Origin of the sequence: Pseudalkalibacillus hwajinpoensis (assembly GCF_039851965.1) — a bacterium.
Lineage (GTDB): Bacteria > Bacillota > Bacilli > Bacillales > Guptibacillaceae > Guptibacillus > Guptibacillus hwajinpoensis_E.
On the sequence record NZ_CP156674.1, the window covers coordinates 544,953 to 561,669 of the forward strand.

The 16,717-nt window shown below is 42.4% G+C and carries 14 protein-coding genes; all 14 read right to left on the reverse strand.

Features of this window, described 5'->3' with window-relative positions:
• Window positions 1-160: 160 nt before the first annotated feature.
• The 14 genes from murB to ABFG93_RS02775 all read right to left on the reverse strand — a co-directional run bounded on the left by murB (window position 161) and on the right by ABFG93_RS02775 (window position 16,669).
• Window positions 161-1,072, reverse strand: coding sequence for a UDP-N-acetylmuramate dehydrogenase (gene murB, locus ABFG93_RS02710; protein ID WP_347550437.1), 912 nt, complete (start codon window positions 1,070-1,072; stop codon window positions 161-163).
• Between the two features lie 38 nt (window positions 1,073-1,110).
• Window positions 1,111-2,211, reverse strand: coding sequence for a stage V sporulation protein E (spoVE, locus tag ABFG93_RS02715; RefSeq protein ID WP_347550439.1), 1,101 nt, complete (start codon window positions 2,209-2,211; stop codon window positions 1,111-1,113).
• Between the two features lie 69 nt (window positions 2,212-2,280).
• Window positions 2,281-3,621: a UDP-N-acetylmuramoyl-L-alanine--D-glutamate ligase gene (gene murD, locus ABFG93_RS02720; RefSeq protein WP_347550441.1), complete on the reverse strand. Its 1,341-nt coding sequence runs from the start codon at window positions 3,619-3,621 to the stop codon at window positions 2,281-2,283.
• Window positions 3,621-4,595 carry a phospho-N-acetylmuramoyl-pentapeptide-transferase gene (gene mraY, locus ABFG93_RS02725; RefSeq protein WP_347550443.1) on the reverse strand — a complete coding sequence of 325 codons (975 nt, stop codon included), beginning with the start codon at window positions 4,593-4,595 and terminating at the stop codon, window positions 3,621-3,623. Before mraY ends, murD begins: the two co-directional genes overlap by 1 nt.
• 18 nt (window positions 4,596-4,613) lie before the next feature.
• Entirely contained in the window at window positions 4,614-5,966 is a 1,353-nt protein-coding gene (locus ABFG93_RS02730; RefSeq protein ID WP_347550445.1) for a UDP-N-acetylmuramoyl-tripeptide--D-alanyl-D-alanine ligase, read from the reverse strand.
• Complete coding sequence (locus ABFG93_RS02735) at window positions 5,963-7,426, reverse strand: UDP-N-acetylmuramoyl-L-alanyl-D-glutamate--2,6-diaminopimelate ligase (RefSeq protein ID WP_347550446.1); 1,464 nt, start codon at window positions 7,424-7,426, stop codon at window positions 5,963-5,965. The genes ABFG93_RS02730 and ABFG93_RS02735 overlap by 4 nt, the downstream gene beginning before the upstream one ends.
• Before the next feature lie 97 nt (window positions 7,427-7,523).
• On the reverse strand, window positions 7,524-9,443 hold the full coding sequence (locus ABFG93_RS02740; RefSeq protein WP_347550448.1) for a stage V sporulation protein D: 1,920 nt from the start codon (window positions 9,441-9,443) through the stop codon (window positions 7,524-7,526).
• Between the two features lie 62 nt (window positions 9,444-9,505).
• Window positions 9,506-11,704, reverse strand: coding sequence for a penicillin-binding protein (locus tag ABFG93_RS02745; protein WP_347550450.1), 2,199 nt, complete (start codon window positions 11,702-11,704; stop codon window positions 9,506-9,508).
• Window positions 11,705-11,723: 19 nt separating this feature from the next.
• Window positions 11,724-12,092 (reverse strand): cell division protein FtsL, encoded by a 369-nt coding sequence (gene ftsL / locus ABFG93_RS02750; RefSeq protein WP_347550451.1) that lies wholly within the window; start codon window positions 12,090-12,092, stop codon window positions 11,724-11,726.
• A 34-nt stretch (window positions 12,093-12,126) separates the two neighbouring features.
• Window positions 12,127-13,056 (reverse strand): 16S rRNA (cytosine(1402)-N(4))-methyltransferase RsmH, encoded by a 930-nt coding sequence (gene rsmH, locus ABFG93_RS02755; protein ID WP_347550453.1) that lies wholly within the window; start codon window positions 13,054-13,056, stop codon window positions 12,127-12,129.
• A 33-nt stretch (window positions 13,057-13,089) separates the two neighbouring features.
• A complete protein-coding gene (mraZ, locus tag ABFG93_RS02760; protein WP_347550455.1) occupies window positions 13,090-13,521 on the reverse strand; it encodes a division/cell wall cluster transcriptional repressor MraZ in 432 nt (143 codons plus the stop codon).
• A gap of 146 nt (window positions 13,522-13,667) precedes the next feature.
• A complete protein-coding gene (gene bshC / locus ABFG93_RS02765; RefSeq protein WP_347550457.1) occupies window positions 13,668-15,290 on the reverse strand; it encodes a bacillithiol biosynthesis cysteine-adding enzyme BshC in 1,623 nt (540 codons plus the stop codon).
• Window positions 15,291-15,392: 102 nt separating this feature from the next.
• Window positions 15,393-15,776: a DUF3397 domain-containing protein gene (locus ABFG93_RS02770; protein WP_347550459.1), complete on the reverse strand. Its 384-nt coding sequence runs from the start codon at window positions 15,774-15,776 to the stop codon at window positions 15,393-15,395.
• A gap of 17 nt (window positions 15,777-15,793) precedes the next feature.
• Window positions 15,794-16,669, reverse strand: a complete 876-nt coding sequence (locus tag ABFG93_RS02775; RefSeq protein ID WP_347550461.1) for a 2-dehydropantoate 2-reductase — start codon at window positions 16,667-16,669, stop codon at window positions 15,794-15,796.
• Between the last annotated feature and the right edge of the window lie 48 nt (window positions 16,670-16,717).

Genomic DNA, 16,717 nt, shown 5'->3' on the forward strand with positions numbered 1-16,717 from the left:
TTCGTCTCATTTTCATCATTATAGCATAATAAAGTCGCTAATTATCCACAAGAAGGAAATTCATGACATAGAATTATCTAAGCAAAATTAGTAGGGAATCAAACGGCTTTGCAGACTATCAAATTAAAAAAGAGTGCTTTTCATCAGCACTCCACTTACCTTACTCATAAACGATCTCCACTTCAGTTTGAAGGTCGATGCCGTACTCTTTAAGTATTGTAACCTTCACCAGGGTGATTAAGTCCAGTACGTCTTTTGCAGTTGCATCAGTCACATTTACAATAAAATTTCCGTGTAAAGGTGAAATTTGTGCCCCACCAATCATGTGCCCTTTCAAGCCAGCCTTCTCAATGAGATGACCTGCATGCTCAGGAAGTGGGTTTCGAAAAACACTTCCACAACAGGGCTCCGTCCAGGGTTGGGTTGCAGCACGGTAATCTTTATTTTTTTCCATTTCAGCGACGATGTTTTTTTTATCACCTTTTTGCAAGTCGAAAACAACTTCCACGATAATGCCAGGTTTTTTCTGAAGAAGTGATGTTCGATAGGAAAATGCCATATCTTCATTTGTTACCCACTTTAATTCTCCATCCTGGAAAAGGACTAACGCTTTTCTCAGAATACCTGAAACATCTGCACCATGCGCCCCTGCATTCATGTATACTGCACCGCCAACTGATCCTGGAATCCCACCCGCAAATTCAAGTCCTGACAGGCCATTTTTACTAATGAGCGTTACTAGTTTGATGAGAGAGAAACCGCCACCCACGCGTAACTCTGTTCCATCAATATTCATTACGTCCATACCTTTTCCAAGCTTAATGACTGCACCTTCAACCCCTCTGTCACTAACAAGCAAGTTCGAACCACGACCGATTGCACGCCACTTCACATTGAACTGTTTGATTATTTTAATGATTTTTTGGAGGGATTTTATCTCTTTTGGTTCGATCAGTAAATCAGCAGGACCACCGATACGGATAGTTGTATGTTTTGACATTGGCTCGTTCAAACGTACTCTTCCAACATCCTCGTTACTTAGTACTTTCTCTAATTCTGTTAATTTACTCATCGCAACCTCCTGACTTCCTTGCTCCAGGGCTACTGATACTAAAATTTAGCATAGCGACTGATGTTTAAGAGAACCCCCATCGCCACAAGCATGAGCGTTAGGGAGGAGCCACCGTAGCTCAAAAAAGGAAGTGTGATACCTGTGACAGGCATCAGACCTGTAACTACACCAATATTGATCATCACTTGAATGGCAAGCATACCAATAATGCCAACCGCAAGCAGACTGCCGAATAAATCAGGTGCCCGTAAGGCGATTCTTATCCCTCTCCATAAGAGAAGGGCAAATAAGAGAATGACGAGACTCCCACCTATAAACCCCAGTTCCTCTGATAAAATTGCAAAAATGAAATCCGTCTGCGGTTCTGGGAGGTAATAGTATTTTTGCCTGCTCTGTCCTAGCCCAAGACCCATCAGGCCGCCGGGACCTATAGCATAAAGGGATTGAATAATTTGGAACCCACTTCCAAGCGGATCGTTCCATGGGTCGAGGTACGATGTGATCCTTGCAATCCGGTAAGGGGCAGATATGATCAATGCCACAAACCCCGCCACTCCCAACATTCCAAGCCAGACGAAATGAGAAACCCTTGCCCCTGAAATAAAAATCATTACGACACACGTGCCTACCATGACAGCTCCAGTCCCTAAATCTGGCTGCAACATGATCATCGCGAACGCGATTAATACAATGCCAAGTGAAGGGACGAGGCCTTTTTTAAACGAGGTAATTCGTTTTTGATTTTCTGAAAGGTATTTTGCAAGAAATGCAATCATGGCAAGTTTCGTAAATTCTGAAGGCTGGATTGAAAACGCACCAACACCAAGCCAGCTTCTTGCCCCACCTCGAACGAGTCCTACTCCAGGCACTAGAACGAGTATGAGCAAGAGAAAACAAATAAGCAAGCCAAGCTTTGACCACGTACGCCACGTCCAGTATTCAATATTCATGACGAAAAACATGGCTGCAACACCAATCCCAGCAAATAGAAGCTGTCTTTTCGCGAAGAAGAAGGCATCATCAAATTTATAGGAAGCCCATACAGCACTGGCGCTGTATACCATGATTAGTCCGATTGCTAATAAGACAAGCGTGGCAGTTAAAAAAACCAGGTCTGGCGTTGTTTTTGTTTTCGGCAATGGCCCCACACCCCGTTATCGTCGATTTTACTTAACCGAACTTTTTCGGATAAGCAAGACAACCTCTCATTAGAGTCTATGCATTGCCTCTATAAAGATGTCTCCACGCTCTTCAAACGTTTTGAACTGATCCCAGCTTGCACAAGCTGGAGATAGTAGAACGACATCTCCCGACTCAGAAAGATCGTAAGCTGTTTCTACAGCTTTTTCTACATTATCGACAACTGTTACGAAATTCAGTCCTGACTTTAAAGCTGTTTCCTTTAGCTTTGGAGCTGTTTGTCCAAAGGTTATCAAGTGCTTTACTTTTGTTTGGAAGTATGGTATTAAATCATCAAAACCGTTTCCTCGATCAAGGCCACCAGCCAGGAGAATAACTGGCTTTTCAAACGATTCGAGCGCCTTTTTTGTGGCAATGGAATTTGTAGCTTTAGAGTCATTAAAGAATTTCCTCCCACTTACTTCCCCCACAAATTGAAGACGGTGCTTCACGCCATGAAAATTCGTAAGATTACTATAGATCTTCTCATTCGAAACACCTGATAACTTAGCAACGGCAATCGCCGCTAATGTGTTTTCGACGTTCTGCTTCATCGATAGATCCTCAATTTTAATCACTTTCTCATCTTTAAAGACGATCCAGCCATCATCAATACTCACACCATTCCGAAGCTTTTTCGTAGCCGAAAAAGGAACAAGAGCAGCTTTTGAAGCTTCAGCAAACGATGAAACAAGCGCATCATCGGCATTGTAGACAGCAAAGTCAGTTGACGTTTGGTTGGTGAACAAACGCGCTTTCGCTTCTGCATAGGCTTCTTTCGTGCCATGATAATCCAGATGGGCTTCATAAATGTTTAAAAGGACTGAAATATGAGGATGGAAATGAACGGTCCCCTGTAGTTGGAAGCTGGATAGTTCCGTTACAAGCGTTTGATCAGGGGTTGCTTTCGCCGCAACTTCACATACAACCGTTCCGATATTTCCTGCCACGATAGGATTAGAAGGCGTCTCGCTTAACAATTCGCCAATAAGAGTAGTTGTTGTCGTCTTCCCGTTAGAACCAGTAATGGCAATGAAAGGTGCTTCTGAAATCTCACCAGCTATTTCCACTTCTGTTACGATTGGAATGTTCCGTTTCTCTGCTTCAACTAATAATGGATTATGATAAAGAATCCCGGGATTCTTTACAATTAAATCTATTCCTTCTAACAGTTCAAGCGGATGTCCTCCGCCGATAACTCTAAATCCATCATCTTGAAGCTTCTGCGCTTTAGGGTTATTCGTAACTTCCTCGCGATCGTTTACGACTACGTTTGCACCCATGGAGCGAAGCAGTTTTGCTGCTGCAAAACCACTTTTGGCAATTCCCATAACTAAGATTGATTTGTTTTGGTAGTTTACATTTTTCATTACATCCACACCTCTAAATAGATTCCAAATGTTGCACATAATAAACCTACTGTCCAGAACGTCGCAACAACGCGCCATTCCGTCCATCCTGATAATTCATAATGATGGTGAAGCGGACTCATTTTAAATACGCGTTTACCCGTTGACTTAAATGTGGCCACCTGAATGATCACAGACAACGTTTCAATCACAAACACACCGCCAATAATGACGAGAAGCAGCTCTAGCTTCGTCATTATCGCTACTGCAGCTAGCGCACCACCAAGTGCTAGTGAGCCTGTATCACCCATAAATACTTTTGCAGGATGGGCATTGAAAACAAGGAATCCTAGAACGGCTCCGACAACACTTACGGAGAAAATAGCAACATCGTACATATAAGCCGTAGCTGCAAGAATGGCGAACGCTCCGAATGCAATGGCTGCAGTTCCCGCAACCAGCCCATCCAGTCCATCCGTTAAATTCACCGCGTTTGACGCTCCTACTAGCATAACGAAAAGCAACACAACGTATCCAATCCCTATATCAAAGCTCCATTCTGTACCTGGTACGCGAATCGCTGTAACGAACCCAATTGTTCTTAAGCCAAAATACACAAGAATAGCAATTAGAAATTGACCAAATAGCTTCTGTTTCGAAGTTAAACCAAGATTTCTTTTCTTTACTACCTTAATAAAATCATCTAAAAATCCAATCAGTCCATAGCCTACCGTGACAAACAATAAGAGCCAGATCTGCGTCGAAATTTCATCGTACTTGAGTGCGATGATAACTGTACCTAGAATAATAGAAAGAATAATAATCAAACCACCCATTGTCGGTGTTCCTGACTTCTTCTGGTGTGACTTCGGACCCTCTTCTCTAATACTCTGGCCAAATTTAAGCCTTCTTAAAAATGGGATGAATACGGGTGAAACAAGTACAGCTATAATAAATGATGTTAATAAACTAAAGATTAATAATCGTTCAATCAATGTACTGCCTCCTTAAGATTAATTCCCTAATGCCTTTAGAATAGTTTCGAGTCCAAGCCCTCTTGACGCCTTTAATAAAACAACCGTTCTGTCGTCAAGCTTACCTGCTAAATATGATGCGGCATCTTCTTTATTTACAAAGGAAACAGCCGGCACTACTTGTGCTTCATCTTCCGTCAACCCATCGTAAATCCACTTTCCTTTATCGCCTACCGTAACAACCTCGGATATTGGTTTTCTAATCGATGAGCCGATGTCACGGTGAAGAGCTTCTTCATTACACCCGAGTTCATACATATCACCAAGCACGGCGATTTTCTTATCAAATCCTTCCAACTCGGCTAATGTTTCTAGTGCTGCTTTCATCGATGTCGGACTTGCATTGTATGCATCATTAATTATCAAAGCCCCTGATAATAAGCGATGTTGCTCTAGTCGCATACCAGTCAGTCTTAAAGAAGAGAGACCTGTACGAATCTCCTGTTCTGACATACCGAGCTTACGAGCGGAAGCAATACTATAAACAGCATTTTTAATATTGTGCTTTCCTAGTAAATGGATTTCAAAAGAGTCTGTTTCACTTTTTAGTGTAAAGGCATAGCCCTTCTCCTTCTTCTCAACCCTTTCAATTTGCAGATCATTGGTTTCTGCATAGCCACAAGACACCTTATTGATCTCGATCCCACTTAACAGTGGCTCGTCACCGTCGATGACAAGTAATCCATCTGCTTTTAATCCTTCAAATATTTCCATCTTTGCTTTCGCAATATTTTCTCTGCTACCAAGCTGCTCTAAATGAGATTCTCCAATGTTCGTAATGATCGCTACATCAGGATTTGCGATCTTTGAAAGCAATGAAATTTCACCGGCACCACTCATGCCCATTTCAAGAATTAATACTTCCGTTTCTTCAGGCATCGCTAGCACCGTCATTGGGAGACCCCAGTGGTTATTAAGGTTGCCCTGTGTTTTATACGTTTTGTACTTCGGACTTAAAACGGCTTCAAGCATATCTTTCACCGTGGTTTTACCGTTGCTTCCGGTAACCCCAATTACATAGGGCTTCTGCTGCTTAAGCACTTGCATCGCAAGATTCTGTAAGCCAATGGTTGTATCATCCACCATGTAAACGTGAATTCTATCCTTAAGGTCCTCGGGGAATGGTTTGCTTTTCTCCCAGAGCGTACCCGTCGCTCCATTCGCAATGGCACGATCAATAAAGCGGTGACCATCAAATACTTCTCCAACAATGGGAACAAATAATTTATTCGTACAATCTTTTCTCGTATCTGTAGCCACACCTTCAAAGACCAGTTCTTGATCAACTGGCCCTTGACTAAATTCATTTAATAACGATGCTTGAATATTCATGACTTCTTCTCCTTTATTGCTTGTCGTGCCTGTATGCGATCGTCAAAATCAAGGACATTATCGCCGACAATTTGATATGTTTCATGACCTTTTCCAGCAATTAGAACCACATCGCCATCGTTTGCCTGTTCAATCGCATATTGGATTGCTGCTGCTCGATCTGTAATCCGGGTATAGTCGCCTTCAATCCCTTCTACCATATCATCCAGAATCCGCTCTGGATCTTCACTTCTAGGGTTATCTGAAGTTAGCACCGCAATATCGGCAATTTTAGAAGCAATTTTGGCCATTAGTGGTCGTTTCGTTCGATCACGATCACCGCCACACCCTACTACTGCAAATACTTTGCCTTTTGCCATGTCTTTCACGGTAAGGAGAACATTCTCTAGACTATCTGGAGTATGCGCATAGTCTACAATGACTGGAAAACCCTGACCTTCATCCACAAGTTCAAAGCGGCCTGGAACCCCTTCTATTTCTTCTAAGCTTTTGAGAATACGATCCAAGGGAAGGCCACTCGCAAGACAAGCCGAAATAGCTGCAAGGGCATTGTACACGCTGAACTTTCCGGTTAGCATAAGTTTCACTTCATGCTCTTCCTGCAGTGTAGTCAAGCGGAACCTTGTCCCATTAGCTGAGAAAGAAATGTCATGAGCTTTTATATCTGCCTCCTGATCAATTCCATATTTAAGAATATGAGCTGAGGTCATCATTTCATATTTATCAGTGGCTTCATCATCAGCGTTCAGAACTGCTACCTTTTTTCTACCTGTATCATATGTATTACCTAATTGTGAAAAAAGAAGACCTTTCGCAAGACGATATTCTTCCATTGTTCCATGATAATCAAGATGATCCTGTGTTAAATTTGTAAACACGGCAACATCATAATCACAGCCTCTGACACGGCCTAACGTTAATGCGTGAGAGGATACTTCCATTACAGCTGAATCAACTTGTTTATCGCGCATTCTTGCAAATTGTTTTTGAAGAAGCAGCGGCTCCGGTGTCGTGTTTTTGGTTTCGTATTCTTCATCGCCAATCTTCATGTTGATCGTTCCAATTAACCCCGTTTTCTGACCTTCATTACGATGAATACGTTCAATCAAATGTGAGACAGTCGTCTTCCCATTTGTGCCAGTTACGCCAATAAGCGAAAAGGATTTTGTTGGATTCTGATAATAGTGATTTGCCATTTCAGCCAGTGCCCTGTGAGCGTCACTTACTAGAATAACTGGTACCGAAACATTCAGTTCCTTTTCAGATACGAGGGCAGCGGCGCCTTTTTGGACGGCCAGTTCAGCATAATCATGGCCATCTACAGTAAATCCTGGAATACAGACAAACAGGCTACCGTCTGTTACGGCTCTACTATCACTTTCGATCGTAAGTATGTCAGGGTTTCCATCACCCAGTTGTTTATATGTAAATAATGCTTGGAGAAGATTAGTTAACTTCATCTCGATCAAACCTTTCTAGTTTGCTGACATATTTTCAGAAAACAAGCCAAGAGCATATGCCTTGGCTTGGTCACTACTTATTGTACTCACAGGATGCTTATTTGTCACCCATATAAAGCCGAATTTCTGAACCGACCGGTAATTTCACTCCTGGATCAGGCGCCTGCGCTACAACTGTATCGCCTTCACCGCTCGAATCAATCTTTAAATTGTACATGGCTTCACGGATCTCTTTCGTTGTCATGCCAACTAAATCAGGCATATCAATCATTTCTTCATCCTGCCACGTTTTTTCCTTCTCAATTTGATCTTCCCGTTTCTCAACACCCATAACCGTTAAACTATCATGGATAATATTACCTACGATCGGGGCTGCAACTATGCCTCCAAATTGTAGCGTATCCTTTGGATTATCGATTGCAACATAAACAACAATTTGTGGATCATCTGCAGGTGCAAAACCAATGAACGAGACGATGTGATTGTTTTTTAAATAAGCACCGTCTTTCGCTTTCTGAGCTGTTCCTGTCTTTCCACCTACACGGTACCCATCAACAAATGCATTCTTCCCGGTACCAAGGGCAACAACTGTCTCAAGCGCATGTCTAACTTCTTCAGAGGTTTCTTTCGAAATTACCTGTCGCTTCACCGTTGGTGTATTCTTACTGACGACCGCACCGGTTTCTGGATCTAGCCATTCTTTCGCAATGTATGGCTCATAAAGGGTACCGCCATTAACAGCAGCTGACACCGCTGTAACTTGTTGAATCGGCGTTACGGAAACACCTTGACCAAAAGCGGTTGTCGCAAGTTCAAGAGGTCCTACGTTTTCAACATCAAATAGGATACCACTTGCTTCTCCCTGTAAATCAATTCCTGTTTTTTCTCCAAAGCCGAATTTATCGATATAAGAGAAAAGCTTTTCCTTGCCGAGACGCTCACCAAGCATAACAAATCCCGGGTTGCATGAATTTTGAACCCCTTCAAGAAAGGTCTGACTCCCATGACCTCCAGCTTTCCAGCACCTCAGTTTCGTACCCGCTACTTCAATGCTACCCGGATCATGGAAATGGTCATTTTCAAGATCTACTTCTCCTTCTTCAAGTGCTGCTGCGAGAGTAATGATTTTGAAAGTTGATCCTGGCTCATATGTGCTCCAAACCGGTTTGTTCTGATTCCAGATATCAGGAGAGACTTCTTGAAATGCTTCAGGATTAAAATCAGGTCGAGAGGACATGCCAAGGATTTCACCAGTATTAGGATCCATTGCAATTGCTACAGCTCCTTCAGGGCTATAGGTCGCTTCTGCAATATTAAGCTCTCGTTCGATAATCGTCTGAATCTGCAAATCAACAGTTAAACGAAGATCCAAGCCATCTACCGGTTCTGTATAATCATCCGCGAGCGAAGGCATCCTCTGCCCTTTCGCATCTGAGTAATATTCAACCTGCCCCTGCTCACCGCTTAATTCTTCATCATAGTAGCTCTCAATTCCTGTTAAACCCTGATTATCAATTCCGCTAAAACCAAGCACATGTGACAGAAATGCGCCGTTAGGATAATGGCGTTTATTATCTTCAGCAATGTAAACACCACTAAGATTTAACTGTCTAATTTCGTTTGCTTTTTCATTGGTCATTTTCTTTCCTTCAGGTCGAATCCAAACCATTGATTTTTCCTTCGTAATCGTCTCATATACTTTTTCCTTGCTCGTATTTAAGGAAGCAGCAAGGGCTTCTGCAGTTGCTGCGGGATTTTGGACCTGCCTTGGCACGATCAGGACTGAAGGCGCACTAATATTCGTAGCAAGTGGTTCACCATTTCGATCTAGAATCTCTCCACGACTCGGTTCAAATGGAATATTTCTGCTCCAAGAATCCTTTGCCTTTTCACTTAGCCAGCTGCCCATGACGAGTTGTACATACCCTAAACGAACAACAATGACACCAAATATAAATAACCCAAGCACAAGTGCGATGACTAGCCTCCGCCGGACAGTGACATTGGAAACACGCATAAACTCATCCTCCCTGATTATGCTTGTTCCACTATATGTTCACTTTTCAGCTGTTAGACCTTCTAGTCCGTGATTGGCTCTGCTTCATTCTCTTCCGGCTCTTCGGTCGATTCACTGGATGGTGAGCTTAATTCCACTACTAGATAGTCATCTTTTTTAATCTTGTTTCCCTTTTCAATTCCCTGCTTTGTTACGTATCCCGACCCCATAATGTTTGGTTTAAGCTCCATTAACTCCACAAGCTTCATAACATCAGCAAGGGACCAGCCCGTAATATCTGGCATTTTTGCAGTTGAATCAGTACGTAAAATAACTCGTTCACCATCAAGAATATTCGAACCTGCGTGAGGTGACTGAGTAACGATTTCTCCTTCGCCAAGTGTCACAACACTCAACCCTTCCGCTTCAAGCTCTTTCTTCGCTTGCTCGGTTGTCATTCCGGATACGTCTTTTAGCGAGTTCCCATTTTCATCGGTCTGGCCTTCCTTTGGTTTTTCTTTTTCTTCAATTGGATCAATATTTAAATATTGCAGACTGTTTTTCATAACGGTATTAAAAACGAGTGAGACCGGGTCACTCCCCAGTTCAGGGTATTCGAGCTGTGGACGATCAACGGCTACATACACAATTAATTCCGGGTCCTCAGCAGGAGCCATGCCAATAAAGGAAAAGATGTTATTCCCATAGCCACTCATATACCCTTTTGCACCCTCTGATATTTGAGCAGTCCCTGTTTTTCCTGCGATTGTATACCCTTCAATGTCATAAGGTGTGCCTGTACCTTCTGTAACAACAGAACGTAAGATGTCTCGCGTCTGGCTTGCCGTTTCTTTTGATATTGGCTCGCCCGCTACTTCCGGTTCATGATTCTGCTCCACTTTATTCGACTCAGGATCAACAATCTTCTCAATTACATAAGGCTTCATCATTTTTCCGCCGTTCGCAACGGCTGTTGCTGCTTGAACTTGTTGAATCGGAGTTATAGCTGAGCCCTGACCAAATCCGGTTGTAATACGCTCAAGTTCACCACTGTATATAATATTTGAGGATGTTTCGCCCGGAAGGTCAATACTCGTTTTAGCATCAAACCCAAATTCAGTTAAGTAATCCCGGTATTTATCATAACCAAGCTTTTCTTTTACAAGGATCGAAGCTGCAACGTTTGAAGAGTGACGAATCCCCTCATCAAAGCTAATTGTTCCCCATCCTTCTCCACCGTTATGATCGCTTACGCGTCCACCCGGTACAGAGTATTGACCTGATTGAAATAGTTCATCCCCGTTATAGACCCCTTCCTCAATCGCCGCAGCCAGTGTGAAAATTTTCATTGTTGATCCAGGTTCAAATGCTGTAAGGGCCATATTTGTATAGCTCGAAATATTTCTTAAATTAGGGTCAAACGTTGGTCGGTTACCCATCGCAAGAATCTTCCCTGTATCAGGATCAGCTACAATAGCCGTCATCCGTTCAGGATCATACTTCTCCTGTGCTTCATCCATGGCTCGTTCCATAAAGAGCTGTATTTTTTCATCAATCGTTAAGTACACATCGTTTCCGCTTTTAGACGGCGTAACGTTTTCATTCCCATAAGGAAGCTTAAAGCCTTCTCGATCACTCTGATAGGTTTCTTTTCCTTCTTGTGGAACAAGGTATTTATTAAGCTGTTTTTCTAAACCGAGTAGGCCTTCCTGCACCCCTTTGTCATTCTCATTAGTGAAACCGAGAACGTGTGAAGCAAAATCTTCATTTGGATAGAGTCTTGTTTTGGTCGGTATAAAGCCAACTCCAGGCAAATCAAGCTTTTCGATTTTCTCTTTTTGCGTAAGGCTCAAGTTCTTACCAGAAGAACCGAATTCTACCTGAAACGCACTATCACTTGAGAGAATCTCTTTCACTTCAGACTTTGACATATCAATAATCGGTGCAAGTTCAGCAGCGGTTTTATCTATGTCTTCAACGTGATCCTCGTATTCCTTATCTAAAATAGCTCGTAGTGTAAATGAAGGAATATCGGTGGCAAGTGCATTCTCGCCTGTGCGGTCATAGATTGTCCCACGGTCAGCTTCAAGAATTTTACTTCTTGTCCACTTTTCCTTACCGAGCTCCATTAAATCCACCTGTTCACCATCAGCCCCTGATACAGACTGTGTCCATTCGATATAGAAAAAACGCCCAATAAAAGCAAAAAAGAGCAGGATAAATAGTGCCATTAAAATCGCTGCTCCAACATTAATATGTGAATTCTTGTTTGTTTCTTTCATTACAGTGCAACCTCCGAAATTATGATCCTTTGTTGATCACTTCTACATTTTGATCATCCAGTGTCATCCCTAATTCATCCTGGGCAATATCCATAATGCGATCCGGCGCACTTAATTCAGTTACTTTCACCTGCAACTCTTCGTTTTGTTTCAATTGAACCCGTTGATCTGCTTCAACTTGCTGAATACTCGTATTCATGTTGTAAATGGAAGCATAATTCGAAACCATAAAAATAGAAGCTGTGACGAACGCCAGTACAAGCATCATCCAGAGCAGTTTCTCTCCTCTTGTAATACGTCCACTTTCGATATAAACGGATTGCTGTTTTACTTCTACTTGCTTTTTTTGTGTTTGCTGCTGCTGATACTTATACGCCAGGTTACTCATTGTTTTCCCCCTAACACCTTCTCTTATTTTTGTTTTACATTTTTTCTGCTACGCGAAGTTTCGCCGATCGTGCACGTCTGTTGATTTCTTGCTCTTCCTCAGATGGAAGAATAGGTTTTCTTGTAACAAGCTTCATTTCTGGCTGGTAAGCATCCGGAATAACAGGCATACCTGGTGGTAGTTCAGGACCCGAAGCAGCTTCCTTCATCGCCGTCTTACAAATCCGATCTTCGAGAGAGTGGAACGTTATGACACTGATTCGACCGCCGGGATTTAAGATCGACATGCCATCAATTAGAGCTTGTTCAAATACTTTAAGCTCATCATTTACTGCAATTCGAATCGCTTGAAATACCCTTTTAGCCGGGTGTCCCCCTTTCCTTCTCGCAGGTGCAGGGATCGCATCCTTAATTATTTCCACGAGCTCAAATGTGGTTTCAATCGGTTTTTGGTCTCTTGCTTTTTCAATTTTGCGAGCAATTTGTTTGGAAAATTTTTCTTCACCAAATTTGAAAAAAATCGAGACGAGACGTTCATACTCCCACTCATTAACTACTTCATACGCTGATAAACTGGAGGATTGATCCATCCTCATATCAAGCTGCGCATCATGCTGATAGCTAAACCCCCGCTCGCCCTGATCGAGCTGCGGAGAGGAAACACCGAGATCAAATAAAATACCATCGACACCGTCAATCCCGAGTTTTGAAAGCGCATCTTTAATAAAACTAAAATTCCGTTCTATTATCGTCAGTCTTCCTTCATACTCAGCAAGTGTCACTCTGGCATTGTCAATGGCCCACTGATCCTGATCAAACGCATACAGGTGTCCCGTGGTGAGCCTGTCCAATATCGCTTTGGAATGACCTCCACCCCCAAGCGTACAATCGACGTAAACGCCATCCTCTTTAATGTTAAGTGCCTCAACTGCTTCTTCTTTTAAAACTGTAATGTGTTCGAACATAGTTACACCTTATCCTCATTCCATATTGACCTTCTACAAATCAAAATCCATCATACTCTCCGCGATCTCTGAGAACGATTCTTCTGAGGCATTAAAATATTCTTCCCATACCGACTTATCCCAGATCTCAAGACGGTTCGAAACACCAATCACAACACATTCTTTCTCAAGCCCGGCATATTGACGTAACGTTCCAGCAATATTTACCCTGCCCTGTTTATCAAGCTGACATTCAGTAGCACCTGAGAAAAAGAATCGGGTAAAAGCACGAGCATCTTTCTTTGTAAAAGGGAGTGTTTTCATTTTCTCCTCAAGGACTTCCCACTCACTCATAGGATAGCCAAAAATACATTTATCAAGCCCGCGGGTGAGGACGAAGGTGTCACCAAGTTCATCACGAAACTTAGCGGGGATGATCATTCTGCCTTTTTCATCAACAGTATGCTGATATTCCCCCATAAACATGGCTATTCTCCACCCCTCCCACTTTCTACCTCTAAGTTACCACAACTCCCCACTTTTCACCACTAAAAAATTAATTCGTACCACAATATAAAAATCCTGCTGTTCAGCAGGATTTTTATTAAGAAATTATGAAATTAATTTTTACCTTACAAATGAACAATTTTGTGCCTTTCATTAAAAGAAAGCTCGAGATTCATTAAACGGTCCACAAAATCAGGACCATGCCAGTTGAGATAATAGACGGCATTCCATTTACGTTCCTGAGGAGCACCCTCTGGTTTTAAAGCAAGTCCAATTTCATCAAATTTGGCAAGTTCGTTCTCGTGCTTGTACTCAATCGAACTATAAAGTTTATTCTGGAGAAGATCGAGCTGCCTCTGAAGAAAGCGACCATTTTTCTCGGCGTACTTCATGAGCCCCCTATCTACAAGCTCTGTCAAATTACGAAGCTCCTGATGAATGGCTTCTACTTTTTCTTTTGCTTCTTTAAATGACCCACCAATCCCCACGTCGTCAAGATTGCTTACATAAGTATCTTTAAAAGGCCGAACACCTGAATTCAATACATCTTCAATTGAAAGGGATAAATCTGCTATGTGCTTTTGAATATGACGCTCAACAAACGTGAAGGTTAACCGCGGGACGATCACTGGCATTCTGAAATCGAATGCACGAAAAGCGGGTTTTAGCAATGCCCAGTAAGCCAATTCACCTGGACCTGCAACAAAAGCAAGTACAGGAAAAATGGCCTCCTGCATAATGGGGCGGGTCACGACATTATTACTTAATTCCTCTGGATGATCCTGTGCAAGCTTGTAAAGCTCCTCTTTCGTGAATACAGTATCGGTCGTTTTTCCTTTAAATCCACCTTCACTTCTTTCTAGAAGAATTCGTTCTCCTTTTACTTTAGCAAACAAATTAGCCTGAAATTCATCCAGATCTACACTAATTGGATACCCATCTTCACTAAGATGTGCTGCCTGCTTCAGTACCGCTTCATTAATTTCTTCATTGTGGTCAATCATTTTTTTGAACGCCTCGACCTGAAGCTCTCGGAAATCAGGGTTTCCTGAATCGACAAGCACCAGACCGTGTTTAGAGAACAGCTTTGTCATCATGTAACAAAAATGATCTACAAACGTTTCTGATTTTGCCGTCACGTCTTCAAGCCATTGTTGAAGATCCTTTGTGAAAGACGTTTCCCCAAATCGATGCAGCATGTCGCGCGTCCAGGCATTAAGCGCCTCTCGATCAATGGAAATATCAGATAAAGCTTGCTTTCTTAATTGCTTCTGCGGGACCGCTTCTTTTTTCTCACGCTTCGATTCATACGTAAAAATGTGATTCACTTCATGAAAATCATGATCTTCACCCGCAATCCAAAACACAGGTATTACAGGGATGCCAAGCGCCTTTTCTTTCTCCTCGGCAAGTTTAATAACGGAGAGCGCTTTGTTAATTGTATAAAGCGGTCCCGTTAGGATTCCGGCCTGCTGTCCGGCTACGACTGTTACAGCCTCGACGCGATTTAAACGTTTTATGTTGTCCATCGCCCGGTCATCCGCACCAAATTTTGCATTGAATGTGTCAAGGTGTCTCGTTAATGACAGCCGATCATGATGACGTTCCATCAACTCCTGATACCGCTGATCATATGATTCTTCGTGTTGATATGTATAATCAAAAAAAGCCGAGATGGTTTTCTTCTCAGCGATGTAATCTGTTGCAATTACATTTGCTCCTGGAAGGAAAGTTTCTGTGAGTTTCATTAAAATTTCTTCCTTTCTTGACACAAATGCGGTTCTCCGCCTATTTAATCCTTTGTTAGTATATCAAACTTCCTCACACCTACCAAAAAAAAAGCTTATGAGTTAGACCGAAACAATCCGGTGAACTAACCCGATAAGCAATAACAAGAAATACCCTGTAGAAAACAATAAAAAATTAAAGCGCCATGCCCCTTTAATAACTTTTCGAATGTGGATGTCTTCTTTCGTTTTCCAGTGCAGAATAGTAAATCCTACAGCTGCTGAGATGATGAGAAGTAAGATGAGCCACAAGAAAGAGCGTCCGAACAATTCAATTGCAATGAAATGGACACTGAGGATAAAGAAAACAGTTGATAGATCCACCGCAAGTCGAAAGGAAAATTTCTTCTTTCGCGTCATTTTCACCGTAATGATATACACGATATACCACGCAAGCAGAGGAACTGTGACTGCTGTTGCCACAATCCACGATACGATGTGCTCCATGTTTAACTGACTCCTTTCTATCGGCTCTCTAACCCTTTAATACTCTCAAACACGAACCTTGAATAAGGAACATCACTTCCACTTACCTCAGCTCGTTTCAGGATGAAGCCTGTAATTGCGTCGATCTCTGTTGAACGTCCTGCATTTAGATCAGCTAGCATAGATGACGTATTCAGTGCCGTCCTTTCACAAACGGATTGCACGTTATTCAAGGAGGCTTCAAAGTCTAATCCAAGTACACGAGAAGATTCTCTTACTAATTCTCGCATAATCGCGTAAAACCTCGCATTTGTTAATAAGGAACCATTTTGAACGCGATAAAGCCCTGTTAACGGATTAACAGCACAGTTAACAATGAGTTTTCTCGCGAGCATTTGATACCAGTCTTTTTCGTAATAAATCGGGAAGTCTTTCATCGACAGATGTTGTAAGTCGTTTGGCAGCCCCGTAAAGGCGCTTACTCTTATAGCTCCTGCTCCAATATGCTCAACCGTCACGTCATCTCTTTTTATTGCTCCGTGATCAAGCACACCTACAAGAATGTTCTGTGAAAGAGTTGAAAGCTGTTCGATGTGACCCATTCCATTTTGTATAAAAAGAAGGTCCGGTGAAAAGCCACCCCGGTAAGCTTCATGAATCTGCTCAATAATTGATGAGACATGGGGGGATTTAACCGCCACAATAAGCAAATCCATCGGTTCCGCTGACAACCGAGATGAAGCTTGAATACAGACGTTTTTTCTCGTTTTTCCTATGTAATGGATGCCGTTAGCCGCTAATCTCTCCGCTTGCTCCCTGCGATGGCAGATCATGGTCACTTCATGACCTGACATGGAGAAATTCGTACCGAGAAGTAACCCAATCGCTCCAGCTCCAATAATCGATATCCTCAAGCCGTTCCCCACCTTTTGTAGGTCAAATGAATCATGTATTACTTAAAG

What these genes read in the sequence shown, in the direction of transcription:
- murB (WP_347550437.1), bottom strand. Translation starts at nt 1,072, where the DNA reads ATGAGTAAATTAACAGAATTAGAGAAAGTACTAAGTAACGAGGATGTT.
- murD (WP_347550441.1), bottom strand. Translation starts at nt 3,621, where the DNA reads ATGAAAAATGTAAACTACCAAAACAAATCAATCTTAGTTATGGGAATT.
- ABFG93_RS02730 (WP_347550445.1), bottom strand. Translation starts at nt 5,966, where the DNA reads ATGAATATTCAAGCATCGTTATTAAATGAATTTAGTCAAGGGCCAGTT.
- ABFG93_RS02735 (WP_347550446.1), bottom strand. Translation starts at nt 7,426, where the DNA reads ATGAAGTTAACTAATCTTCTCCAAGCATTATTTACATATAAACAACTG.
- ABFG93_RS02740 (WP_347550448.1), bottom strand. Translation starts at nt 9,443, where the DNA reads ATGCGTGTTTCCAATGTCACTGTCCGGCGGAGGCTAGTCATCGCACTT.
- ABFG93_RS02745 (WP_347550450.1), bottom strand. Translation starts at nt 11,704, where the DNA reads ATGAAAGAAACAAACAAGAATTCACATATTAATGTTGGAGCAGCGATT.
- ftsL (WP_347550451.1), bottom strand. Translation starts at nt 12,092, where the DNA reads ATGAGTAACCTGGCGTATAAGTATCAGCAGCAGCAAACACAAAAAAAG.
- rsmH (WP_347550453.1), bottom strand. Translation starts at nt 13,056, where the DNA reads ATGTTCGAACACATTACAGTTTTAAAAGAAGAAGCAGTTGAGGCACTT.
- mraZ (WP_347550455.1), bottom strand. Translation starts at nt 13,521, where the DNA reads ATGTTTATGGGGGAATATCAGCATACTGTTGATGAAAAAGGCAGAATG.
- bshC (WP_347550457.1), bottom strand. Translation starts at nt 15,290, where the DNA reads ATGAAACTCACAGAAACTTTCCTTCCAGGAGCAAATGTAATTGCAACA.
- ABFG93_RS02770 (WP_347550459.1), bottom strand. Translation starts at nt 15,776, where the DNA reads ATGGAGCACATCGTATCGTGGATTGTGGCAACAGCAGTCACAGTTCCT.